Source organism: Rhizobium sp. 05N49, from assembly GCF_056396805.1.
The window spans coordinates 102829-124948 of the sequence record NZ_JBFTME010000003.1 but is presented as its reverse complement, the minus strand read 5'-3'; the positions used below and the strand labels follow the sequence as shown (position 1 = coordinate 124948).

General features: G+C 59.2%; 22 protein-coding genes and 1 riboswitch. Of the genes, 12 read left to right on the top strand and 10 right to left on the bottom strand.

Features of this window, described 5'->3' with window-relative positions; genetic code table 11:
* The first annotated feature begins 23 nt into the window (after positions 1 to 23).
* Genes atpD through AC1DF8_RS07875 form a run of 3 tightly spaced genes read left to right on the top strand, consistent with a single transcriptional unit; the run spans position 24 to position 2106 of the window.
* Positions 24 to 1460 (top strand): F0F1 ATP synthase subunit beta, encoded by a 1437-nt coding sequence (gene atpD, locus AC1DF8_RS07885; RefSeq protein WP_112545593.1) that lies wholly within the window; start codon positions 24 to 26, stop codon positions 1458 to 1460.
* Complete coding sequence (locus AC1DF8_RS07880) at positions 1460 to 1699, top strand: hypothetical protein (protein ID WP_112545592.1); 240 nt, start codon at positions 1460 to 1462, stop codon at positions 1697 to 1699. Before atpD ends, AC1DF8_RS07880 begins: the two co-directional genes overlap by 1 nt.
* Complete coding sequence (locus tag AC1DF8_RS07875; protein ID WP_477995619.1) at positions 1699 to 2106, top strand: F0F1 ATP synthase subunit epsilon; 408 nt, start codon at positions 1699 to 1701, stop codon at positions 2104 to 2106. Before AC1DF8_RS07880 ends, AC1DF8_RS07875 begins: the two co-directional genes overlap by 1 nt.
* A gap of 159 nt (positions 2107 to 2265) precedes the next feature.
* On the opposite strand, the gene AC1DF8_RS07870 is transcribed toward AC1DF8_RS07875, so the two are convergent.
* The 7 genes from AC1DF8_RS07870 to AC1DF8_RS07840 form a co-directional block, all read right to left on the bottom strand.
* A complete protein-coding gene (locus AC1DF8_RS07870; protein WP_477995617.1) occupies positions 2266 to 3003 on the bottom strand; it encodes a sugar transferase in 738 nt (245 codons plus the stop codon).
* 183 nt (positions 3004 to 3186) lie between these two features.
* Positions 3187 to 4377 (bottom strand): acyltransferase family protein, encoded by a 1191-nt coding sequence (locus AC1DF8_RS07865; RefSeq protein ID WP_477995615.1) that lies wholly within the window; start codon positions 4375 to 4377, stop codon positions 3187 to 3189.
* 65 nt (positions 4378 to 4442) lie between these two features.
* Complete coding sequence (locus AC1DF8_RS07860) at positions 4443 to 5450, bottom strand: ABC transporter substrate-binding protein (RefSeq protein ID WP_113204431.1); 1008 nt, start codon at positions 5448 to 5450, stop codon at positions 4443 to 4445.
* A gap of 7 nt (positions 5451 to 5457) precedes the next feature.
* Positions 5458 to 6213, bottom strand: a complete 756-nt coding sequence (locus AC1DF8_RS07855; RefSeq protein WP_477995613.1) for an ABC transporter ATP-binding protein — start codon at positions 6211 to 6213, stop codon at positions 5458 to 5460.
* Positions 6210 to 7001 (bottom strand): ABC transporter permease, encoded by a 792-nt coding sequence (locus AC1DF8_RS07850; protein WP_477995611.1) that lies wholly within the window; start codon positions 6999 to 7001, stop codon positions 6210 to 6212. The genes AC1DF8_RS07855 and AC1DF8_RS07850 overlap by 4 nt, the downstream gene beginning before the upstream one ends.
* A 13-nt stretch (positions 7002 to 7014) precedes the next feature.
* Entirely contained in the window at positions 7015 to 7623 is a 609-nt protein-coding gene (locus tag AC1DF8_RS07845; protein WP_112970841.1) for a YkoF family thiamine/hydroxymethylpyrimidine-binding protein, read from the bottom strand.
* Positions 7614 to 7727: riboswitch (TPP riboswitch) on the bottom strand. (Overlaps the previous gene by 10 nt.)
* Positions 7728 to 7915: 188 nt before the next feature.
* Positions 7916 to 8491, bottom strand: a complete 576-nt coding sequence (locus tag AC1DF8_RS07840) for an NADPH-dependent FMN reductase (RefSeq protein ID WP_112970842.1) — start codon at positions 8489 to 8491, stop codon at positions 7916 to 7918.
* 81 nt (positions 8492 to 8572) lie between these two features.
* Here AC1DF8_RS07840 and soxR point away from each other — a divergent pair, with 81 nt between their 5' ends.
* From soxR to AC1DF8_RS07795, 9 genes are all read left to right on the top strand, one after another.
* Positions 8573 to 9037 (top strand): redox-sensitive transcriptional activator SoxR, encoded by a 465-nt coding sequence (gene soxR / locus AC1DF8_RS07835; protein ID WP_477995609.1) that lies wholly within the window; start codon positions 8573 to 8575, stop codon positions 9035 to 9037.
* Between the two features lie 87 nt (positions 9038 to 9124).
* Entirely contained in the window at positions 9125 to 9895 is a 771-nt protein-coding gene (locus AC1DF8_RS07830; protein WP_112970843.1) for an SDR family oxidoreductase, read from the top strand.
* 101 nt (positions 9896 to 9996) lie between these two features.
* Positions 9997 to 10338, top strand: a complete 342-nt coding sequence (locus tag AC1DF8_RS07825; RefSeq protein WP_112545583.1) for an ArsR/SmtB family transcription factor — start codon at positions 9997 to 9999, stop codon at positions 10336 to 10338.
* Between the two features lie 71 nt (positions 10339 to 10409).
* Complete coding sequence (locus tag AC1DF8_RS07820; RefSeq protein WP_112545582.1) at positions 10410 to 11303, top strand: LysR family transcriptional regulator; 894 nt, start codon at positions 10410 to 10412, stop codon at positions 11301 to 11303.
* 137 nt (positions 11304 to 11440) lie between these two features.
* The gene (locus tag AC1DF8_RS07815; RefSeq protein WP_112545705.1) at positions 11441 to 11920 is read left to right on the top strand and encodes a formate dehydrogenase subunit gamma; all 480 of its coding nucleotides are present in this window, start codon (positions 11441 to 11443) and stop codon (positions 11918 to 11920) included.
* Entirely contained in the window at positions 11917 to 13473 is a 1557-nt protein-coding gene (locus tag AC1DF8_RS07810) for a formate dehydrogenase beta subunit (protein ID WP_477995606.1), read from the top strand. The genes AC1DF8_RS07815 and AC1DF8_RS07810 overlap by 4 nt, the downstream gene beginning before the upstream one ends.
* 3 nt (positions 13474 to 13476) lie before the next feature.
* A complete protein-coding gene (gene fdhF / locus AC1DF8_RS07805; RefSeq protein ID WP_113206189.1) occupies positions 13477 to 16356 on the top strand; it encodes a formate dehydrogenase subunit alpha in 2880 nt (959 codons plus the stop codon).
* Entirely contained in the window at positions 16356 to 17183 is an 828-nt protein-coding gene (gene fdhD / locus AC1DF8_RS07800; RefSeq protein ID WP_477995603.1) for a formate dehydrogenase accessory sulfurtransferase FdhD, read from the top strand. The genes fdhF and fdhD overlap by 1 nt, the downstream gene beginning before the upstream one ends.
* Positions 17173 to 17418, top strand: coding sequence for a formate dehydrogenase subunit delta (locus AC1DF8_RS07795; protein ID WP_477995601.1), 246 nt, complete (start codon positions 17173 to 17175; stop codon positions 17416 to 17418). Before fdhD ends, AC1DF8_RS07795 begins: the two co-directional genes overlap by 11 nt.
* 104 nt (positions 17419 to 17522) lie before the next feature.
* Here the strand turns inward: AC1DF8_RS07795 and AC1DF8_RS07790 are convergent, their stop codons facing one another.
* The 3 genes from AC1DF8_RS07790 to AC1DF8_RS07780 form a co-directional block, all read right to left on the bottom strand.
* The gene (locus AC1DF8_RS07790) at positions 17523 to 19283 is read right to left on the bottom strand and encodes a methyl-accepting chemotaxis protein (protein ID WP_477995599.1); all 1761 of its coding nucleotides are present in this window, start codon (positions 19281 to 19283) and stop codon (positions 17523 to 17525) included.
* A gap of 308 nt (positions 19284 to 19591) precedes the next feature.
* Positions 19592 to 20068, bottom strand: a complete 477-nt coding sequence (locus AC1DF8_RS07785) for a chemotaxis protein CheW (RefSeq protein ID WP_029868938.1) — start codon at positions 20066 to 20068, stop codon at positions 19592 to 19594.
* Positions 20068 to 21858: a methyl-accepting chemotaxis protein gene (locus tag AC1DF8_RS07780; protein ID WP_112970849.1), complete on the bottom strand. Its 1791-nt coding sequence runs from the start codon at positions 21856 to 21858 to the stop codon at positions 20068 to 20070. Before AC1DF8_RS07780 ends, AC1DF8_RS07785 begins: the two co-directional genes overlap by 1 nt.
* Between the last annotated feature and the right edge of the window lie 262 nt (positions 21859 to 22120).

The window sequence follows — 22120 nt, the reverse complement described above, 5'->3', positions numbered from 1 at the left end:
GGTTAGGAAAAGAGGGTCAGAAAATGGCTGAGGCAGCTACCCCCAAGACCGGCTCTGTCGGCAGAGTCACACAGGTTATCGGCGCCGTCGTCGACGTTGCTTTCGAAGGCGAACTGCCGAAGATCCTGAACGCGTTGGAAACCGACAATAACGGCAACCGTCTGGTTCTCGAAGTTGCTCAGCACCTCGGCGAAAACGAAGTTCGTACCATTGCGATGGACTCGTCCGAAGGTCTCGTTCGCGGCCAGCAGGTTACCGATACCGGCGCTCCGATCTCGGTTCCGGTTGGCAACGAAACGCTCGGCCGTATCATGAACGTCATCGGCGAGCCGGTCGACGAAGCTGGTCCGCTGAACACCGCTCACAAGCGCGCCATCCATCAGGACGCTCCGGCTTATGTCGAGCAGTCCACGGAAGCGCAGATCCTCGTCACCGGCATCAAGGTGGTCGATCTTCTTGCTCCCTATGCAAAGGGCGGCAAGATCGGCCTGTTCGGCGGCGCAGGCGTCGGCAAGACCGTTCTCATCATGGAACTGATCAACAACGTCGCCAAGGCGCACGGTGGTTACTCGGTCTTCGCTGGCGTGGGTGAACGTACCCGCGAAGGCAACGACCTCTACCACGAAATGATCGAATCGGGCGTCAATAAGCATGGCGGCGGCGAAGGCTCGAAGGCTGCGCTCGTTTACGGCCAGATGAACGAACCGCCGGGCGCCCGCGCTCGCGTCGCTCTGACCGGTCTGACGGTTGCTGAACACTTCCGCGACCAGGGTCAGGACGTTCTGTTCTTCGTCGACAACATCTTCCGCTTCACGCAGGCTGGCTCGGAAGTGTCGGCTCTGCTCGGCCGTATCCCTTCTGCTGTGGGCTATCAGCCGACGCTCGCAACCGACATGGGGCAGATGCAGGAACGCATCACCACGACGACGACGGGCTCGATCACCTCGGTTCAGGCCATTTACGTTCCGGCCGACGACTTGACCGACCCGGCGCCGGCAACCTCGTTCGCCCACTTGGACGCAACCACGGTTCTGTCGCGCTCGATCGCTGAAAAGGGTATCTATCCGGCCGTCGATCCGCTCGACTCCACCTCGCGCATGCTCGATCCGCTGGTCGTCGGCGACGAACATTACGAAATTGCCCGTAAGGTTCAGTCGACCCTGCAGCGCTACAAGGCCCTACAGGACATCATCGCCATCCTGGGCATGGACGAACTGTCCGAAGAGGACAAGATCGCTGTTGCCCGCGCCCGCAAGATCGAACGCTTCCTGTCGCAGCCGTTCTTCGTTGCCGAAGTCTTCACCGGTTCGCCGGGCAAGCTGGTTGCTCTCGAAGACACGATCAAGGGCTTCAGGGGCCTCGTCAACGGCGATTACGACCACCTGCCCGAGGCTGCTTTCTACATGGTTGGCTCGATCGAAGAAGCCATCGAGAAGGCCAAAAAGCTCGCTGCCGCTTGATGAGCGACGCTCAGGACGAGATATTCTGCTGCGACACGCTCAAAAGTGTCGTGGCAGAGCTTCCTGAACCGGCCGCGCCGACCATCTACCGGGCCGATAATGGCGTGATGATGATGGTTGTCGGACTGGCTCAGACCGAGGAAGGTCTCGGTTATCTCGATCATGCGATGATGCACTGCCCGTTCTGCGGGACCAAATTGCAAGATGCAAAGGCCATAGCCGAGAAGGTAAGTCACTGATGGCTGACAATTTCAACTTTGAGCTCGTTTCGCCGGAGCGCCTGCTGCTGTCGGAGATGGTGACTGAGGTCGTCATTCCCGCCACTGAAGGTGAGATGACGGTCATGGCCCACCATGCCCCGACGATGACGACCATCAAGCCGGGCATCGTGAGTGTTCGTTCTTCTTCAGGCTCGAAGCAGGATTACGTTGTGTTCGGCRGTTTTGCCGACATCCTGCCGACGGGATGCACGCTCCTTGCTGAATCTGCCCTTCCGGTGGAGGAACTCAACAAGGACGAACTGACCCGCCGCATCGAAGCTGCGAAGCAGGAACTTGAGGATGTCGTGCATCATGAGCACAAGTCCAAGCTTGAGCATTTCATCATGGAAATGACCCGTCTGCAGGGTATGGTCGGTCAGGACTGATCGGTTCAGGTAGACATTCTGGATTGAACAAGAAAGCGGCCTTCAAGGCCGCTTTTTTTATCCGGAAACAAGATGCATTTATGCTGCAGCGTGCTGCAAAAACAAAAGGCGGTGTTTCGCCGCCCGCCTGATCGATCTGGTCTGTGGAAACTCGGTATCTCAGAAACCGGTGCCGCCGCGCAGCTCGGAGAGCAGCGTGCCAAGCAGGATCTTCATATCCAGCCAGAGGCTGAAATTCCTGATGTAATAGATATCGCTGGCGATGCGGGCGCGTGCCTCCGTCGGGCGTTCCGTCGGACCGCGCCAGCCGCGCGTCTGGGCAAGGCCGGTAATACCTGGCCGCATCAGATGGCGGTAATGATATTCAGGCACCAGTTCCTCGTAGAGCATACCGGCCGCGCGCATGTTGATGGCGTGGCAACGGGGACCGACGAGCGACATATCGCCCTTAATGACGTTGAGAAGCTGGGGCAGTTCATCGATATTGGTCTTGCGCAAGAAGGCGCCGATCCGCGTCACGCGCCGATCACCCTTGACGGTTTGTTCGACGCCGGTGGGATCGCAGAGATCCGCCCGCATGGAGCGGAACTTGTAGACAGTGATCTTGCTGCCCTTCCGCCCCCAACGAATCTGCCGGAAAAACACAGGCCCGCCATCGTCGATCACAATGAGGAGGGCGATCGTCAGAAGGACGGGGAACAGGATGATGAGCGCGCTCGTTGCGCCGAAAATGTCGAAAGCTCTCTTCAAGCCAAGCTGAAGCCAGCCTCCGCCATCCAATGAGGCAAAGCTTTCCGGCTGGCGAATATTGGAATTCGCTGCGTCGGGAGCCTTCATCTTCACTGTCTTTACTGAGAAAGCCGTGTCTTGAAGCTTATTTGAAGTAAACACGTTCATTAAGCAACGTCCGTGGAAATACTGGAATAGTGCGTCGCGCTGGCACAAATACATGGACCGGGTCGGTTTGTCACCCGCTTCTTTAATGTTTTCCTTACCCTAATTGAGCCAAATTTGGGAGTATTTCGAAATATGTCCCTGATATTTTTGGCTGGTTAGGAATTAACTATATTGCGTAAAGGCTTAATTCTTGCGCGTTATGCGTGCGGCGCGTCGTATTGCCTGCCGCTCGAGAGCGAAATAACTGAGGCTTGCGAGAAGAAAGACAATCGTCGTCGCAAGGGCACAACCAATAAGCCAATCGCGCAGGGGGTTGTCCTTACCGATCCCGAATATGGCCGGTGAGATCGTCTGCATCGTGGTCAGTACGATGTCCTGCCAGATGTAGATGCCGAAAGAGACGGTTGCCGTGAAGCGCACGAAGGCGTTGTCGAGCAACGCCGCAAGCAGGGTGGAGCGCGAGAGGGCAACGAGCGCAACCGCGGTCATGAGTGGGAACAGCGGAAAGACGTAAGGGATGCCGAGCCATCCATAGGCTTCCCACGGGCCTCCCGTCGAAAGCGGCAGCTGGAGGCCGGCGATGACCAGGCAGGCGAAGGCAATGATGTCGAACAGGATCTGACGCTTTCGCGGCAGTATCGTGTGAAGGCCTGCCGCGAGCGCACCGAGCGCAAAAATCGCGAAGAAACCGAAGGGATTGTAGTTTGGCATCCACTCCTTTGCGCCGCCCTGCATGCCATATTGCCAGCCACGATCAATCTCATTGGGAGGAACAAGCGTGCGGAAAGTCTCGTGGGCAAGCAGCGCCACAGCAATGATGACGAGCCAGGCAAGGCGCGTGATCAGCGGAGTGCGGCGTTTTTCCGGGATAGCGAAAAGCCAAAGGAAACCAAGCGGCAGCAGCACATAGCTCGTTACTTCGAAGGATATGGACCAGAGCGGGCCGTTGCCTTCGACAGGAAAGAAGGTGCGCCAGTGCCACTGGCTCATGAACAGGAGACCGCTCACATAACGCATGACGAGTTCCGGTGTCAGCGCATGCCCAAGCAATGTGATGCTGAGGATAAAACCTGCGGTCAAAGCTACCCAATAGCCGGGCACGACGCGGGCCGCTCGACGCAGCACATAGGTGCGCAGGTCAGGTATTGCATAACCGGCATCAAGGGAATGCCAGAACGGCAAGGCCAGCAGAAAGCCGCTGAGGATAAAGAAGATTGCGACGCCGAAATTGCCGAAGCGCAGGGCGGTCAGCGCCGGCTGAAACCCTTCGGTCTTGTTAAGGTCGATGCGCAGAACAAGGTGGTGGATGAGGACAAGCAGGCAAGCGGTTGCACGCAAGAAATCTGCTCCGGCTACCCGGTCCTGCTGCTGCATGTCACTCCCTCGCTCCTCGCCGGACTTTGCAGCGGAAAGCTGCTGCCGGCAAGGGCGGGGTCATCTCAGCCAAGCAGATCGTTCGTGTAATAGGCGGAAAAGTCGGGCTTTTCCTTCAGCGCCTCACCATTGGCATCGAGCAGGATGCCATGGTCGAATAGGAACGTGCCGATCGCTTCGGCCTTGGCCGCATCGATGATGCCGATCGCGCCGTTGTCACCCTTTAGGAAACGACCTTCGACCAGGGCCTTTTGCGATGCCTTGACCAGATCGGTATTCAGCAGCGCGCCGTTGCTGCCGGCAATCAGGAGATCACAGGCCTCGTCCTGATTGTCGACCGAATAGGCATAACCTTTGAGTGTTGCCTGGACAAAGGCGCGGGCATTTTTCGGATTGGCCGAAAGATAGGCATCGCTGGAAGCGATTGCGGTCGTCTGTTCGTCGGGAATTCCATGGTCGCTATAGCGCCAGCGTCCGACCTGCCGGTTCTCCAGCTGGGCGGCAATACCCTCCCAGGTGTAGATTTCCAGTGTAAAGTCCACCGCGCCGTTGTCGAGCGCCTCATAGGCCGAGGTGCCGAGCGTGACATTCTGGAAGGTGCCCTTGCCGCCGTCGTTGCGGATCATCGCAGAGACGAGTGCCTCCTCCCATGCGCCGCCAAAGCCGCCATAGGTCTTGCCATCAAGATCTTTCGGACTCTTGATATCGTTGCGGCCGCCCTTGAAGATCAACCTGCCGGTTTCCGTCTGCACGACGGCATAGACGAGTTTCACATCGGCGCCCGCGGCGCGCTGGGTAAAGGTCTCGATCTCTCCGCAAATCCCGAAATCGGCAACACCATTTGCGACCAACGTGCCGGCACTCGTATCGGCATAGGGCAGGATCTCGACATCGATGCCGGCGGCCTCATAGAAGCCCTTCGCCTTGGCGACATAGATGCCGATATGGTTGGTGTTCGGTGTCCAGTCGAGCGCGATACGCACCTTTGGGGAGGATTGCGCGAAGGCGGTGCGGCCGGCAAGGCTTGCGGCCATGGCGGCAAAAAGGGTCTGTCGGCGGGTGAGAAGCATCAGGACCTCCTCAGGTTCTTTGCGGATGCAGCAATGTTTGAAGAATTTCAGTTTCGATCGCCTGAGCGGCCGGGGAGCCGAGATCTGCAAGCGTCCGCGGTCTTGCGAGCGGCACCTTGAACTCCCTGATCACGGCAGCCGGACGGGCGGACAGCACATAGATACGATCGGACAGGAAGACGGCTTCCCGTACGTCATGGGTAATCAGCAGGGCCGTCCATCGATGACCGGTCCACATGCCCTGCAGCCATTCCTGCATCTGGGTGCGGGTTAGCGCATCGAGTGCCCCGAAAGGCTCGTCGAGCAGCAGCATGTCCTGCCGCTGGATCACCGTGCGCAGCAGGGCCGCACGCTGGCGCATGCCGCCCGAAAGGGCCGCGGGATAGTGATTTTCGAAGCCGGCAAGTCCGAAGCGTTCAAAGAGCGGGGCGGCCACGGCGCGCGCTTGGCTGCGGGGCATGCCGTGCACTTCGAGGCCGAGGATCGCGTTGTCGATGACGCTTCGCCACGGCATCAGCGCATCGCGCTGGGGCATGAAGGCGAATGCATGCGCGGCCTGCGAGAGCTGGATGCCGTCGAAGACAATCTCTCCCTTGTCGGCCTGCAGCGCCTGTGTCAGCAGCCGCAGGATCGTCGACTTGCCGGAGCCGGATGGGCCGACGATCGAGACGAATTCACCTCTGGCGATATGAAGAGAAATGTCCTTCAGCACTTCCATGCCGTCGAGGGATTTCGACACATTCTTCAGCTCGAGCATCGCGTTCATCGGCGTTTCTCCGCAGCGGATTGCCAGGGCATGACGAAACGCTGCACCGCCAGGGTGAGGCCGAAGAGGCAAAGGGTCAGAAGAGCGCTGACGACGACGGCGGCGAGGACGAGGTCGGGCCGGAAATTGTTCTTGGCGTTGAGGATATAGATCCCGAGGCCGCGCGCGGCGCCTGCATATTCGGAGAAGATGGCGCCGACCACGGCATAGGTGATCGAAATACGCAGGCCGGCAAAGAAGAAAGGCATGGCGGAAGGGAGCCGTGCCAGGCAGAAGATGCGCCAGCGACTTGCCTTCATGGAACTCAGAAGCTCGGCAATATCCCGGTCCGTCGCTTCATAGCCCTGAAGCAGGGCGACCAGCAGCGGAAAGAAGGTAACGAGAGCGACGAGCAGAAGCTTCGGCAGCAGCCCGAAACCGAACCAGAGTACGACGAGGGGAGCGATCGCGACCAGCGGCAATGTCTGGCTGACGATGAAGAGCGGCAGCAGCGCACGGCGCATGAATGGCACGAAATCCATCAGTACCGACGAGGCGAAGGCGAAGACGAGCGACAAAGCAAAACCGCCGAGCGTCGCGCCGAGCGTCGGCCAGGTGTTGTCGAGCAGCGCCTGCCTGTTCAGCCAGCCCTGTGTAAGGATACGCGAAGGTGAGGGCAGGATCGAGGGCTTGATGCCGGAGAGATCGACATAGAGCTCCCAGACAGCCAGGAAGGCAAGCATGGCGAGAATGGCGGGCAAGGCCCGCCTCAGTGGCGCAAATGTCGAATCCGGTTTCGATAGGGTCATGCCGTCAGGCGTCTCAGGCTTTGCTCGGGCTGTTCGCGGAGACCGTGATATCCAGTGTCACGTGACCTTCGGGATCGCCAAAGCGATAGAAAGCTTCATGGATGGTCGCGAAGATCGCGCCGGCGTCGCCGCGCAGCTTGGTGCAGAAATTCTTCGAGCGGTCGAATGTGCCCGAGCGCTTCAGGAAATCGATGCAGCCGTAAATCTCGTCCATATGGGTGCCAGTTCCCATGACATAGAGAGAAAATTGGGCCGCCGTTGGTTGACCAGTCTCGGTCGTATCCCTGACTGCTGCGATCGCGGCCTCCACGCGCTCGGCGAGCGGCTCGGAGCGGCTTGAGGACAGGCCGGCGCCGCAGATTGCATCATCCGGTTCGCCGGGGCAGCCGCGCGAGATCGCGGCGGACAATACGCAATGCTCGCCACTTGCGGCAGCCGAGACGAAGAGGTCGCGCATGGCGGCAAACAGCACGTCGGGCGGGCCGACCATCAGCGTGGAAATATCATCGGTTTCGATGCGAAGATGATCGCGATAGGGCTCGAGAGCCTTGATCGCGTCAAGGATGATGCCGACGAAATTGCCGGACATCGGATATAGAGACACTTGTGCGCCGGAAAACAATTGGACCTCGCTCCGCTGGCATTACCCAGATCAGCTTTAAAGGGTCCGGAGGCATGCGCCTCACATCTCAGCCCCGGCAATTCGGAGCTCCCCCGTGAAATTGTGGCGGAAGCTATCACCCGGCCTGCGGTACCGCAACCGTAAAATTCCTACCCGGCTATGCGGTCGCCAAGAGGCGCGTGCAGTTCAGGCGCACTTTGTAAGGTGCCCGAGGGGAAACACCCGGACGGAGGTCCTGTCCGGGTGTCCAGCCGGTCCGTACCTGCCAGAGACGGAGCCGGATGTCTTTGTCTCAGGCGGCGACGCCGGCATAGGGCGTGTCGCTGCGGGCGGCGACCAGGGCCTCAGTCCACCATTGCAGCTGGGACATCATTCGGGAAAGCCTGCGCAGAGCTTCCTGCGGATCCTGCAGCCGGCCCTCATTGTCGAAACGGCGCCAGGGGGAATTGAAACTCACGGCATCGCAGATCGTGACGGCGTGAAGCTCCGCAAAAACGAGGCGAAGTTGTTCGACTGCCCGCAATCCGCCGGATATGCCGCCATAACAGACGAAGGCGATCGGCTTTCCGTGCCAGGGTTCGGCGAAGAGATCGATGAGGAATTTCAGGGAAGCGGTGAAGCTGTGGTTGTATTCCGGGGTGACGAGGATGAAACCATCGGCCTGATGAAGCCTGTCCGCAAGCCGCCTTGCCTCCGGATGATGCGGTAAATGCTCTCGCGGCAGTGAAAATGCCAGCGGGTCGATGATGTCGATCTCGAATTGCGGAAAGCGGGCCAGCTCTCTTTCGAGCCACTTCACCACCCTGTCGCAGATGCGTCCCTCGCGCGTGCTGCCATAGATGACGGCAAGCCTCATGGGTTTGTGCATGCATTGCTCCTTCTTATCTCGGCTTTACGGCCTCGGGAGCGCAGTCTATAAAACCTAAACTAATATTGAGGTCAATGGGTCATGCAGCAGAATCCGGGATTCTCCTTGAGCAAACTTCTGACGGTGGGCGAGGTGGCAGAGCGCAGCGGACTTGCGGTTTCCGCCCTGCATTTCTACGAAGCGAAAGGGCTGATCTTCAGCATTCGCACCCGCGGCAACCAGCGGCGCTACGGCCGCGACGTGCTGCGGCGTCTCGGCATCATCAAGGTGGCGCAACGCGTTGGCATTCCGCTCTCTGAAATTCAGACTGCGTTCGAAACCCTGCCGCAGAGCCGTACGCCGACAGTCGAGGACTGGCAGAGGTTATCAAGGCTCTGGAAGGACAATCTCGATATCCGCATCAGGCAGCTCAGCCTGTTACGCGATCATCTGACGAGCTGCATCGGCTGCGGTTGCCTCTCTATCGACGCCTGCCCGCTGCGCAATCCCTTCGATGTACTTGGCAGACAGGGCGCCGGTGCGCGGCTGCTCGACCCGGGTGCCTAGATCTTCGAACTTTCTTTTGGCTGATGCCCGCATATGTTAGGCGTGATAGCGCAAGCGGCGGACCGGCCCGCAAATGAGGAGAACTTCGTGTTTCATCCCAAGTTATTCGAAAACCGCAATGTCGTCGTGACGGGTGCCGGCCGCGGTATCGGCCTCGAAGTTGCCCGACAGTTTCTGGATTGCGGTGCGCGCGTGCTTGTCCATACCGGGCGCGACGGGGAGCGCGAACTGCCGGATTTTCTGCTGACTGCCGAATCGGAACGCCGGGCCCTGCTTTTGCCGGCGGATTTCCTGCAGCAGGGCGGGGCTGCGAAGTTTGCGCAAGAGGCGCTCGATTTCTTCGACAAGGTGCATGTGCTGGTCAACAATGCCGGCACGATGCATGGGCGTTTTCCCGCCGGTGAACTGACCGATGCCGATTATGAGACCGTCGTGCGCCTCAACCAGACGTCGGTGGTGGAGCTCACCCGGGCCCTGCTTCCCGCGCTCCGGGCCGCGCAGGGTGCCGCCATCGTCAACACGGTCTCGATTTCCGCGATAACGGGCGGTAGTCCCGGTTCGGCGATCTATTCCGCATCAAAGGCCTTCGTCGCGACCTATTCGAAGGCGCTTGCCCGCGAGCTCGCGCCTGACGATATAAGGGTCAACTGCGTCTCGCCCGGTACGATCGATACCGATTTCCATGCACGCTATTCATCCCGCGAAAAACTGGAACAGACACGCAAGTCGATCCCGCTGCAGCGGCTCGGAACGTCGGAAGATTGCGCCCCGGCCTATCTCTTCCTGGCCGCGCCATCGTTGTCCGGCTACATCACCGGTCAGGTTCTGGAGATCAATGGCGGCCAGCTTATCTGCTGATTTGGTTGGACTTTTTTTGGTATTTGACGACTTTTGACCAATTCGCTTCTGCGAATATGATATTGTACTGATCTACCCTATTACCTCCTTCCGAGAAGCAAATGCCATTGCCTAAACCGAAGCTGGGCATGACCAGCCAGGACTTGCAGAAGCTTGCTGATAAAGCCCACGAGGCGAGTGATCTCCTGAAGGCGCTAGCCCATCAGACCCGGTTGCTCATCCTCTGTATCCTTTCGGAAGGGGAAAAAACGGTTGGCGAGATCGAGGATATCCTTGGTATACAGCAGGCTATGGTGTCTCAGCAGCTTGCGCGACTGAGGCTCGAAGGCCTCGTCAACACGCGTCGTGAAGGACGGCTCGTCTATTACAGCATGGGAAATGAAAGCGTTCTGGCTTTCCTCGAATCACTGTTCAGTCTCTTCCCGGTTGTTGAAAAGGTCTGAAGCCGCGGCTCTTGCGAAGCGGCCTTCAAGTCGCAAAGATAGGCCTCATCCCGAATTCGGCAGGAGGCCGGATGATCGACAAGCTGGAATTCTTCATCGCACTCGCCAACGAGAAACATTTCGGTCGTGCGGCAGAGGAATGCGGCGTTTCCCAGCCCACGCTCTCGGCCGCCATTCGCCAGCTTGAAGATCAGCTGGGGGTCATGCTGGTGCAGCGCGGCTCCCGCTTTCAAGGGTTGACGCCCGAGGGCCAGCGCGTGCTCGAATGGGCCCGGCGCATTGTCGGTGACACGCGTACCATGCGCGAGGAAATGCGCGCCGCCCGCACGGGTCTCTCCGGCCATCTGCGCCTGGCTTCCATTCCGACCGCGCTCGCCATGCTGTCGCGAATCACGACGCCCTTCCAGGAACGGCATCCCGACGTCACCTTCTCCATCGTCTCGCGCAATTCACTGCAGGTGCTGAGCATGCTCGAAAATCTCGAGATCGATGCCGGCATCACCTATCTGGAAAACGAGCCGCTCGGACGCGTCACCTCGGTGCCGCTCTATGCGGAACGCTACAATCTCATCACTGCCGCCGGCAGCCCGCTCTCGGATCGCGAGAGTGTGACGTGGCGTGAAGTGGGAGATCTTCGGCTTTGCCTATTGACGGCTGACATGCAAAACCGGCGTATCATCAACCGACATCTGGCCGAAGCAGGCGCGACAGTCCATCCGACGCTCGAATCAAACTCGATGATTGTGCTTTTTTCACATGTGCGGACCGGCCGCTGGGCGAGCATCATGCCGCATAACGTCGCGAAATCATTCGGGTTTCCTGTGGAGATCCGGATGATTCCGATCACCGAGCCGGAGGCGCACCATCTTGTTGGCCTTGTCGCTCCTTTTCGAGAACCTTTTACGCCGCTCGTCTCCGCCTTGTTGCACGAAGCAAGAACACTCGTTGAAGACGCCGAATTTTGATAGAAAAAAGCTATCAATCAACGAGACTGCTTTATTGATTGCGACCAGCTTCCCTGAGACAGTTCGACAGAATTCGCAATGACATGGGGAGTTTTGCGGTTTTCAAGGAATTCGCAGGTCGTAAGGGAGAGCTGCTGATGAACATACGTGTCGCTCAGGGCGATATCACCGGACGTATCCGCTCGATCGTTGACGATCTTCGATCCCTCGAAGGACCACTCCTTCCTATTCTGCATGAAATCCAGGAGCAGTTCGGATACGTGCCGCAGGAAGCCTTGCCGGTTATCTCCGAGGAGCTCAACCTTTCCCGCGCCGAGGTCCACGGCGTTGTCACTTTCTATCATGATTACCGCGATCATCCTGCCGGCCGGCACGTGCTGAAACTCTGTCGCGCCGAGGCTTGCCAGTCGATGGGCGGCGATGCACTGGCCGAGCGTATCAAAACCCTGCTCGGCATCGATTTTCATCAGACGACACTCGACGGCAGCGTCACGCTTGAGCCGGTCTACTGTCTTGGCCTCTGTGCCTGTGCGCCAGCCGCCATGCTGGATGGCGAAGTGCATGGCCGGGTCGATGGCGAACTGGCCGCTGAGCTCGTTGCGGAGGCACGTCGATGACTGTGAAGATTTATGTTCCGCGCGATGCCGCAGCGCTCTCGCTCGGGGCCGAGAAGGTGGCAACGGCGATTGCCCAGGAGATCGTCGCCCGCGGCCTTGATGCGACAGTCGTGCGCAACGGCTCGCGCGGAATGTTCTGGCTCGAGCCACTGGTTGAGGTCGAGGTTTTCGGGAAACGGATCGGCTATGGGCCGGTCAGGACGAAGGATGTCGCCGATCTCTTTGATGCGGGGTTGATGGAAGGCGGGATGCATGCGCTCTGTCTGGGGGAGGTCGAGGACCTCCCGTTCCTGAAAGGCCAGACCCGTCTCACCTTTGCCCGCTGCGGCATTACCGATCCGCTTTCGCTTGACGATTATGAGGCCCATGGCGGGCTTGCCGGCCTTCGCCGCGCCATTTCGATGCAGCCTGCCGATGTCGTCAAGGAAGTGACCGATTCCGGTCTTCGTGGTCGTGGCGGCGCGGGCTTTCCGACCGGCATCAAATGGAAGACGGTGCTCGATGCGGCCGGTTCTCGCAAATATATCGTTTGCAATGCAGATGAGGGCGACAGCGGCACCTTCGCCGACCGGATGATCATGGAAGGCGATCCTTTCGTGCTCATCGAAGGCATGGCAATTGCCGGGCTTGCGACGGGAGCCACGAAAGGCTTCGTCTATACGCGCTCGGAATATCCGCATGCGATCGCCACGATGACGGAGGCGGTGGAGATTGCCCGCAAGGCCGGCATTCTGGGCGCTTCGGTGCTCGGCTCCGGCAAGACCTTCGACATGGAGATCCGCACCGGTGCAGGCGCCTATGTGTGCGGCGAGGAAACGGCGCTGCTCAACAGCCTGGAAGGCAAACGGGGCATCGTGCGCGCCAAGCCGCCGCTGCCGGCCCATAAGGGATTGTTCAACTGTCCGACCGTCATCAACAACGTGATCTCGCTCGCATCCGTGCCCGTGATCATGGACAAGGGGGCGGCCTTCTATCGCGATTTCGGCATGGGCCGGTCGCGCGGCACCATTCCGCTGCAGATTGCCGGTAATGTGAAATATGGCGGGCTCTATGAAACCGCCTTCGGCCTGTCTCTCGGCGATATCGTCGAGAAGATCGGCGGTGGTACGGCATCGGGACGGCCGGTGAAGGCGGTGCAGGTGGGCGGGCCGCTTGGTGCCTATTTCCCGCGGGCTCTCTTCGACACGCCATTCGACTACGAAGCTTTTGCGGCCAAGGACGGATTGATCGGCCATGCCGGCCTCGTCGTTTTCGACGATACCGCCGATATGTTGAAACAGGCGCGCTTCGCCATGGAGTTCTGCGCGGTGGAAAGCTGCGGCAAGTGCACGCCCTGCCGCATAGGCTCGACGCGCGGCGTCGAAACGGCGGACAAGATTGCCCAGGGCATAGAGCCCGAGAAGAACCGGGAACTGCTCGCCGATCTCTGCAATACGATGAAGTTCGGCTCGCTCTGCGYGCTCGGCGGGTTCACGCCCTATCCTGTCATGAGCGCCATGACGCATTTTCCGGAAGATTTTGCTCCGGTCCCTCTCATTGAAGCGGCGGAATAGGCCATGTCTCTCATTCATGAAATCGATTACGGAACGCCGGCTTCGAAATCCGAAACGATGGTGACGCTGACCATTGACGGCCGGCAGGTTACGGTTCCCGAGGGAACCTCGATCATGCGCGCCTCCATGGAGGCCGGCATTCAGGTGCCGAAGCTCTGCGCGACCGATATGGTCGATGCCTTCGGTTCCTGCCGTCTCTGTCTGATCGAAATCGACGGCCGCAACGGAACGCCCTCCTCCTGCACGACACCGGTGGCGTCCGGCATCGTCGTCCATACGCAGACGGAGCGGCTGAAGAATATCCGCCGCGGCGTCATGGAGCTTTATATCTCGGACCATCCGCTCGACTGTCTGACCTGCGCGGCCAATGGCGATTGCGAGTTGCAGGACATGGCGGGCGCCGTCGGCCTGCGCGATGTGCGCTATGGCTACGAGGGCGACAACCACGTCAAGGCGCGCAACAGCGGCGAGATCAATCTGAAATGGATGCCGAAGGACGAGTCCAATCCGTACTTCACCTATGATCCGTCGAAATGCATCGTCTGCTCCCGGTGCGTTCGTGCCTGCGAGGAGGTGCAGGGCACCTTCGCGCTGACGATCGAAGGGCGCGGGTTCGGCTCGCGTGTTTCGCCCGGTATGCACGAGCATTTCGTCGATTCCGAATGTGTTTCCTGCGGTGCCTGCGTGCAGGCTTGCCCGACGGCGACGCTGACGGAAAAATCGGTCATCCGCATCGGTCAGCCGGAACATTCGGCTGTCACGACCTGCGCCTATTGCGGTGTGGGCTGCTCCTTCAAGGCGGAAATGCGCGGCGAAGAGCTGGTGCGCATGGTGCCGTGGAAGGATGGTCAGGCAAACCGCGGCCACTCTTGCGTCAAGGGCCGCTTTGCCTATGGATATTCGACCCACAAGGACCGCATCCTCAATCCGATGATCCGCGAGAAGGTGACGGATCCCTGGCGCGAGGTGACCTGGGACGAGGCCTATGCGCATGTCGCTTCCGAGTTCCGCCGCATCCAGTATCAGTATGGACGTGAAGCGATTGGCGGCATCACATCGTCCCGCTGCACCAACGAAGAGACTTACCTTGTCCAGAAGCTGATACGCGCCGGCTTCGGCAACAACAATGTCGATACCTGCGCCCGCGTGTGCCATTCGCCGACAGGTTACGGGCTGGGCCAGGCTTTCGGCACCTCGGCCGGCACACAGGATTTCGACAGCGTCGAGCATTCCGATGTGGTCATTATCATCGGTGCCAATCCGACCGATGGTCATCCGGTCTTCGGTTCGCGCCTGAAGAAGCGGTTGCGGCAGGGCGCCAAGCTGATCGTTATCGATCCGCGTCGCATCGATATCGTCCGCTCGCCGCATGTCGAGGCCTCCTTCCATCTGCCGCTGAAGCCTGGCACCAATGTTGCCGTCATGACGGCGCTGGCGCATGTGATCGTGACCGAAGGCCTCTACGACGAGAAGTTCATCCGTGAGCGTTGCGACTGGTCGGAGTTCGAGGATTGGGCGGCTTTTGTGGCCGAGCCGCAGCATAGCCCTGAAGCTGTCGAGAAGTTTACCGGCGTGAATCCGGAAGACGTGCGCGGCGCTGCACGGCTTTTTGCGACCGGCGGCAATGGCGCCATCTATTACGGTCTGGGCGTCACAGAACACAGCCAGGGCTCGACGACCGTCATGGCAATCGCCAACCTTGCCATGGCAACCGGCAATATCGGCCGTCCAGGCGTCGGTGTGAATCCGCTGCGCGGCCAGAACAACGTGCAGGGTTCCTGCGACATGGGGTCCTTCCCGCATGAGCTGCCGGGCTATCGCCATATCTCGGACGATGCGACGCGCGATATTTTCGAAAAGCTCTGGGGCGTGAAGCTCAACAACGAGCCGGGCCTGCGTATTCCGAACATGCTGGATGCCGCCGTCGATGGCTCCTTCAAGGGGCTCTACATTCAGGGTGAGGATATTCTTCAGTCCGATCCGGACACGAAGCATGTCGCCGCCGGCCTTGCCGCCATGGAATGTGTCGTGGTGCAGGATCTCTTCCTGAACGAGACTGCGAACTATGCGCATGTCTTCCTGCCGGGCTCTACTTTCCTGGAAAAGGACGGCACCTTCACCAATGCCGAGCGCCGCATCAACCGCGTGCGCAAGGTCATGACGCCGCGCAACGGCTATGCGGACTGGGAAGTGACACAGAAGCTTGCTCAGGCAATGGGCCTCGACTGGCACTATACGCATCCGTCCGAGATCATGGACGAGATTGCCGCAACGACTCCGAGCTTCGCATCGGTCTCCTACGACTATCTCGAAAAGATGGGCTCGGTTCAGTGGCCCTGCAACGAGACACATCCGCTCGGGTCGCCGATCATGCATGTGGATGGATTCGTGCGCGGCAAGGGCAAGTTCATCCGTACGGAATATGTAGCGACCGACGAGCGCACCGGCCCGCGCTTCCCGCTGCTACTCACGACCGGCCGCATTTTGAGCCAGTATAATGTCGGTGCGCAGACACGCCGTACCGACAACGTCGTCTGGCACTCGGAGGACCGGCTGGAGATCCATCCGCATGATGCCGAACAGCGCGGTATCCGCGATGGTGACTGGGTGAAGCTCGGCAGTCGCTCGGGCGATACCACACTTCGCGCATTGATTACGGATCGCGTGGCGCCCGGGGTCGTCTATACGACCTTCCATCATCCGGATACGCAGGCAAACGTCATCACGACAGACTTCTCCGACTGGGCCACGAACTGCCCGGAATACAAGGTGACGGCAGTGCAGGTTTCGCCCTCCAACGGCCCGTCGGAATGGCAGGTCGAATATGACGAGCAGGCCCGCCAGTCCCGCCGCATCGCCAGCAAGATGGAGGCGGCGGAATAATGACGGAACGGCCGACCCGCATAAGCGTGACGGAAGTCGCCCGGAGAGGCGGTATCATGGCGCGGGGCGAGCGTATCGTGCCCGAGGAAGTGCCGATCGCCTTTTCCTATGGCGGCAGTTCGCATGCGGTCATGATGGGCACGCCCGATGATCTCGAGGATTTCGCTGTCGGCTTCAGCCTGACCGAGGGTATTATCAGTGATCGCAGCCAGGTCGCCGGTATCGAACTCCTGGAAGACGAGAAGGGTATCGACGTCCAGGTGACCCTCCTCGACGACGTCGAGGATGCACTGCGAAGGCGCAGGCGGAGCATGGCCGGACCCGTCGGTTGCGGCCTCTGCGGTATCGAGTCGATCGAGCAGGCGGTCCGCACCGTACCGGACGTGTCCAAGGCTGAGCTGTCGCTGTCGCATGCCGATATCGTCCAGGCGGTTGCGTTGCTCAATGAATCTCAGCCGCTGCATCGCGAGACGCGGGCCGTTCACGGCGCCGGCTTCTACATTCCTGGCAAGGGATTGATCGCCGTGCGCGAGGATGTCGGCCGGCATAATGCGCTCGACAAGCTTTGCGGCGCCGTTATCAGAGCCGGTGAAACAGGCGCTTCAGGCGCCGTTGCCGTCACAAGCCGCCTGTCCGTCGAGATGGTTCAGAAGACGGCGATCCTTGGTGCTCCCGTGCTGATCGCCATATCCGCGCCGACAGCACTTGCCATCCGCACGGCGGAGGAAGCCGGCATGACGCTTGTCGCTCTCGTGCGCGGAGAGGATTTCGAGATTTTCACCCACCCACATCGCTTGTCGCCCGGAAGCATCGCCGATGTCGCATGATACCAAGACCAAGCTTGTCTATATGGCAAACCAGATCGCAACCTTTTTCAAGACGCAGCCCGAAAGCGAAGCTGCGCAGGGAGTTGCGACGCACATCAACAAATTCTGGGAGCCGCGCATGCGGCGGCAACTCTTCGAAATTCTGGAAAAGGAAGAGAACGGCCTCGACGCACTCGTGCTGCAGGCTGTGCCCCTGATTCGCAAACCGGAACCGGCGGAACATCCAGTTCGATAGACCAATATCAGAGGGGCCGTTCTTCCCGGCGTCGGCCAAGGGTCATGATCATAAAGGGCTCGTGCCGCTCTTGCGGCGGCACGAGCTATCCGAATGAGGCCTGATCAGAATTCTACCCAGCTTTCGGCAGACGTCACCGCTGCGCCACGGGTTCTTGCAGTGCGGGCGACAAGATGCAGGGCCGGAGAAGTAGCTGGCTTCGTCAGATGCCTTGTCGCGGCGATATTGCCGCCGGGGAGTTGGAACTGCGAGACCAGCGTTCGCAGTGCATCGGCTTCCGCGGCAAGGTTCTGGCTGGCGGCCGTGCTCTCCTCCACCATGGCGGCGTTCTGCTGCGTTGCCTGATCGAGGCTGTTGACGGCCTGATTGATCTCCTTGAGGCCGGTCGCCTGTTCCCGGGAGCCTTCGACGATCGCTGCGACGTTTGAATTGATGCTGGCAACCTGAACGACGATTTCCTCCAGCGCCCTGCCGGTCTGTCCTACCAGTTCGACGCCGTTTTTCACCAATTCGCTCGATGTATTGATCAGCGCCTTGATCTCCTTCGCTGCTCTGGCAGAACGCTGTGCGAGTTCGCGGACCTCCTGGGCGACGACGGCAAAACCCTTGCCGGCTTCACCGGCACGAGCCGCTTCGACGCCGGCGTTAAGCGCCAGCAGGTTGGTCTGGAAGGCGATATCGTCGATGACGCCGATGATATTGGTGATCTCGCGGGAGGATTGCTCGATCTGGTCCATGGCCGAAACTGCCTTGCGCACGACCGTGCCGGATTGTTCCGCACTGTGTTTTGTCTGTCCGACCAGGCGGCCCGCCTCGTCGGCACGCTGGCTGGAATCGTTGACCGTGGTGGTGATCTCCTCCAGAGCTGCCGCCGTTTCCTCGACCGAAGCGGCCTGCTGTTCCGTCCGCTTGGAGAAAGAGTCTGCCGAGGAACCGATCTCGCGGGAACTGTCGGCGATAGCGGTGGCATTCTCACCAATGGTCTTCATCGTCCTGGAGAGTTTGTCGATCGTCGCATTAAAATCGTGGCGCAACTGCTCCATCGAAGGGACGAAGGCCGTGTCCAGCGTCCGCGTCAGATCGCCTTCTGAGAGCTGCCGCAGGGCCGTGCCGAGAAGGGAAATTGCGCTCATGCGCTGTGTCACGTCGGTTGCGAACTTAACGACCTTGTAGATCCTGCCATCCGCGTCGGCGATCGGATTGTAGGCGGCTTGGATCCAGATTTCCTTGCCGCCCTTACCGTAGCGGACGAATTCGTTGGCGATGAACTCGCCCTTTGCCAGCCGCGGCCAGAACTGATTGTATTCGTCGCTTCGCGCATAGGCTGGATCGCAGAACATGCTGTGATGCTTGCCAACGATCTCGGACAGCGAATAGCCAAGACCATTGCAGAAGTTCTCGTTGGCCGTGAGGATGTCGCCTGCGGGGGTAAATTCGATGACGGCCTGCGAACGTGAAATTGCCTCGAGCTTGCCGGCGTCCTCGACGGCGCGTTTCTTGGCCTCGGTGATGTCGGAGGCGATTTTCACGACCTTGAAAGGTTTGCCATGCTTGAAGACAGGGTTGTAAGAGGCCTGTATCCAGATCTCGCGACCGCCTTTTGCCAGGCGTTTATAGGCGCCGGCATCATATTCGCCACGGCCTAGGCGGGTCCAGAAATCCCGGTAGCTGGCGGTTGCCGCGTGGGCCGGTTCGCAGAACATGCTGTGATGTTTGCCGGCAATCTCGTTGAGATCGTAACCGAGCGCTTTGCAGAAATTCTCATTTGCCGTGAGAATGGCTCCGGTCAGGTCGAATTCGATAATCGCCTGTGACTTCGAGATAGCATTGAGAACATATTTCGAATTGGGTGATAGACCAAGCATTCCCGTCCCCTCTGAAATAGGACGCAGATATTCGCGCCCAACCCCTGAATTGAAGACCAAACAAGCATGGGTTCGCGGCGTGAAAATACGGCCGGGCAACAACCGTTATTTTCACCTATCACAAATCGTATCTTCTTGATGCTTCACAACCGATGATGATGGTGGACGGTAAATTTTCTGTATAAAAGGCAATACTAATAAATATATATTTTCGAGAGAAAATTACACGTTCAGATCGCATCGGATATGAACAAAAAACCGCCCGTGTGGGGCGGTTCTTGTCTCGGTCAAACTGCCTGGCGTGGCGATCAGGCGGCCAGTTCGTCCGTCTCGTTTTCCTTGAACATTTTTGCAAGATTCAGGAAGCAGATCATGCCATTTTCAGAAGCGATGATACCTTCGCAGAAAGCGCGGTCGAAGGACGCGGTCACTTCAGGAACGGGTTGCACCTGGCTGGAAGAAATCGTCAGGATATCGGAAACCCGATCGACCAGCATGCCGATGACCATATTGTGCACTTCGGCAACGACGATGGCGCTGCGCTCATTGGCAACAGTGCTCTTCATGCCGAGCTTGTAGGCGAGGTCGATGATCGGGATGACCGAACCGCGCAGGTTCATGACACCGATGACGTCGGCCGGAGAGTGCGGGATCGGCGTCGATGGCGCCCAGCCACGGATTTCGCGGATGGTCGTGGTCTTGACGCAGAATTCCTGATCATGGAGGCGGAAGGCAATGATTTCGAGCGTATCGCCGCTGAAGCTAGTGGAATTGATCGTGGCCATTAGAATTCTTCCCAACTGTCATAAGCCAGGGCAGAAGCGGATGCGCCCCCATTAGCGCGGACGAGCTTTGCCTTCACACCATACGATGGCTTTGCACCTTGCGAAGCATCGTTACGGTTATGGATGACATTAACGGAAGAGTGTTGCGCAAATCTAAACTGTGCAACGAGATTGCGGAGGTTTTCAGTCTCGGACGAAAGCCGGGCACTTGCCGCCGTCGTCTCCTCCACCATGGCGGCATTTTGCTGCGTGCCCTGATCCATGATGTTGACGGCCTTGTTGATTTCGACCAGTCCGGTCGACTGCTCTCGGGAGGACTCGACGATCGCTGCGACATTGATGTCGATATTGCCGACCTGCGTAACGATGCGTTCGAGCGACTGGCCGGTCTGACCGACAAGATCGACACCGCTCTTCACATGCTCCGAGGAAGCAGTGATGAGCGCCTTGATTTCCTTGGCGGCGCTGGCCGAGCGCTGTGCAAGTTCGCGAACCTCCTGGGCGACGACGGCAAAACCCTTGCCGGCCTCACCGGCACGCGCCGCCTCGACGCCGGCATTCAGTGCCAGCAGGTTGGTCTGGAAGGCGATCTCGTCAATCACGCCGATGATATTGCTGATCTCGCGTGAGGATTTCTCGATCTGGCCCATGGCGTCGACCGCCTTGCGGACGATGCTGCCGGAATGTTCCGCACCGCGTTTCGTTTCCGCAACGAGGCTGCCCGCATCGGCGGCGCGTCCGGCGCTGTCGGCAACGGTCTGGGTGATTTCATCGAGTGCGGCAGCGGTTTCCTCTACTGTCGCCGCCTGCTGTTCGGTGCGTTTGGACAGCACGTCGGCTGCTTCCTTCGTTTCGCGCGCACCGCTGGCGATCGCCTCGGCATTGAGGAGGACCGTGCGCATGGCGCTGCCGAGCTTGTCGATCGCGGCATTGAAATCGGTGCGGACCTTTTCCAGCGCGGGCGGGAAAGGATTTTCGACCCGCTTCGTCAGATCGCCTTCGGCAAGTGCGGTCAGGCCAGTGGCCAGATCATCGACGGCGCGGACACGCTCGGTGACGTCGGTCGCGAATTTGACGACCTTGAAGACGCGGCCGCTCATATCGAAGATGGGGTTGTAGGATGCCTGGATCCAGACGACCTTGCCGCCCTTGCCGATGCGCATAAACTCCGCGGCGACGAACTGGCCGGCGGCAAGCTTCTTCCAGAACTCCTTATAGGCGTCCGAGCGCACATAGGCCGGGTCGCAGAACATGCCGTGATGCTTGCCGCGGATTTCCTCCAGCCGGTACTCCATGACCGAGAGGAAATTCTCGTTCGCCTCCAGGATCTCTCCGTCAGGAGTGAACTCGATGACCGCCTGAGCCCGCGAGAGAGCGTCGATCTTGCCTTCTGCATCAGCGGCTTTCAGCTTGACGGCGGTCACGTCGCTTGCCAGCTTGACGATCTTATAGGGTTTGCCGCCCGACATCAGCGGGTTGTAGCTCGCCTGGATCCAGACTTCGCGGCCATCCTTGCCAATGCGCTTGTATTCACCGGTATCGAATTCGCCTCTGCCGAGCTTCTGCCAGAATTCCCGGTAGGCCGGGGAGGCAACATAGTCCGGCTCACAGAAAATACTGTGATGCTTGCCGACAATGTCGCTCAGCTTGTAGCCCAGCGCGCGGCAGAAATTCTCGTTCGCATTCAGGATTTTTCCCTGCAGGTCGAATTCGATCGTCGCCTGCGACTTCATGAGAGCTGTGACAATCGCGCGTGAATCCGGCGTCGCACCCAGCGAAAACAATGACATTCCGACCCTCCGATGTGTGGTTGCTACCAGCCGATCTCTCGGAGAATGGACCGGATTTGAGTAATGCGGACCTGCCACAACATCGCAGTATATCCGACAGTACTTGGAGTCTGTCCTGCTTCACAAACGAGGTGAATCGGTATCAATGTTATCGTGAATCTCGATCCTTGGCGCCAAGGCTCAGGATTATCTACATTCACATCGATTAAGTATGATTTTCAGGATTAATAATGAGTAACCAAATCCAGATTTAATCGGATTC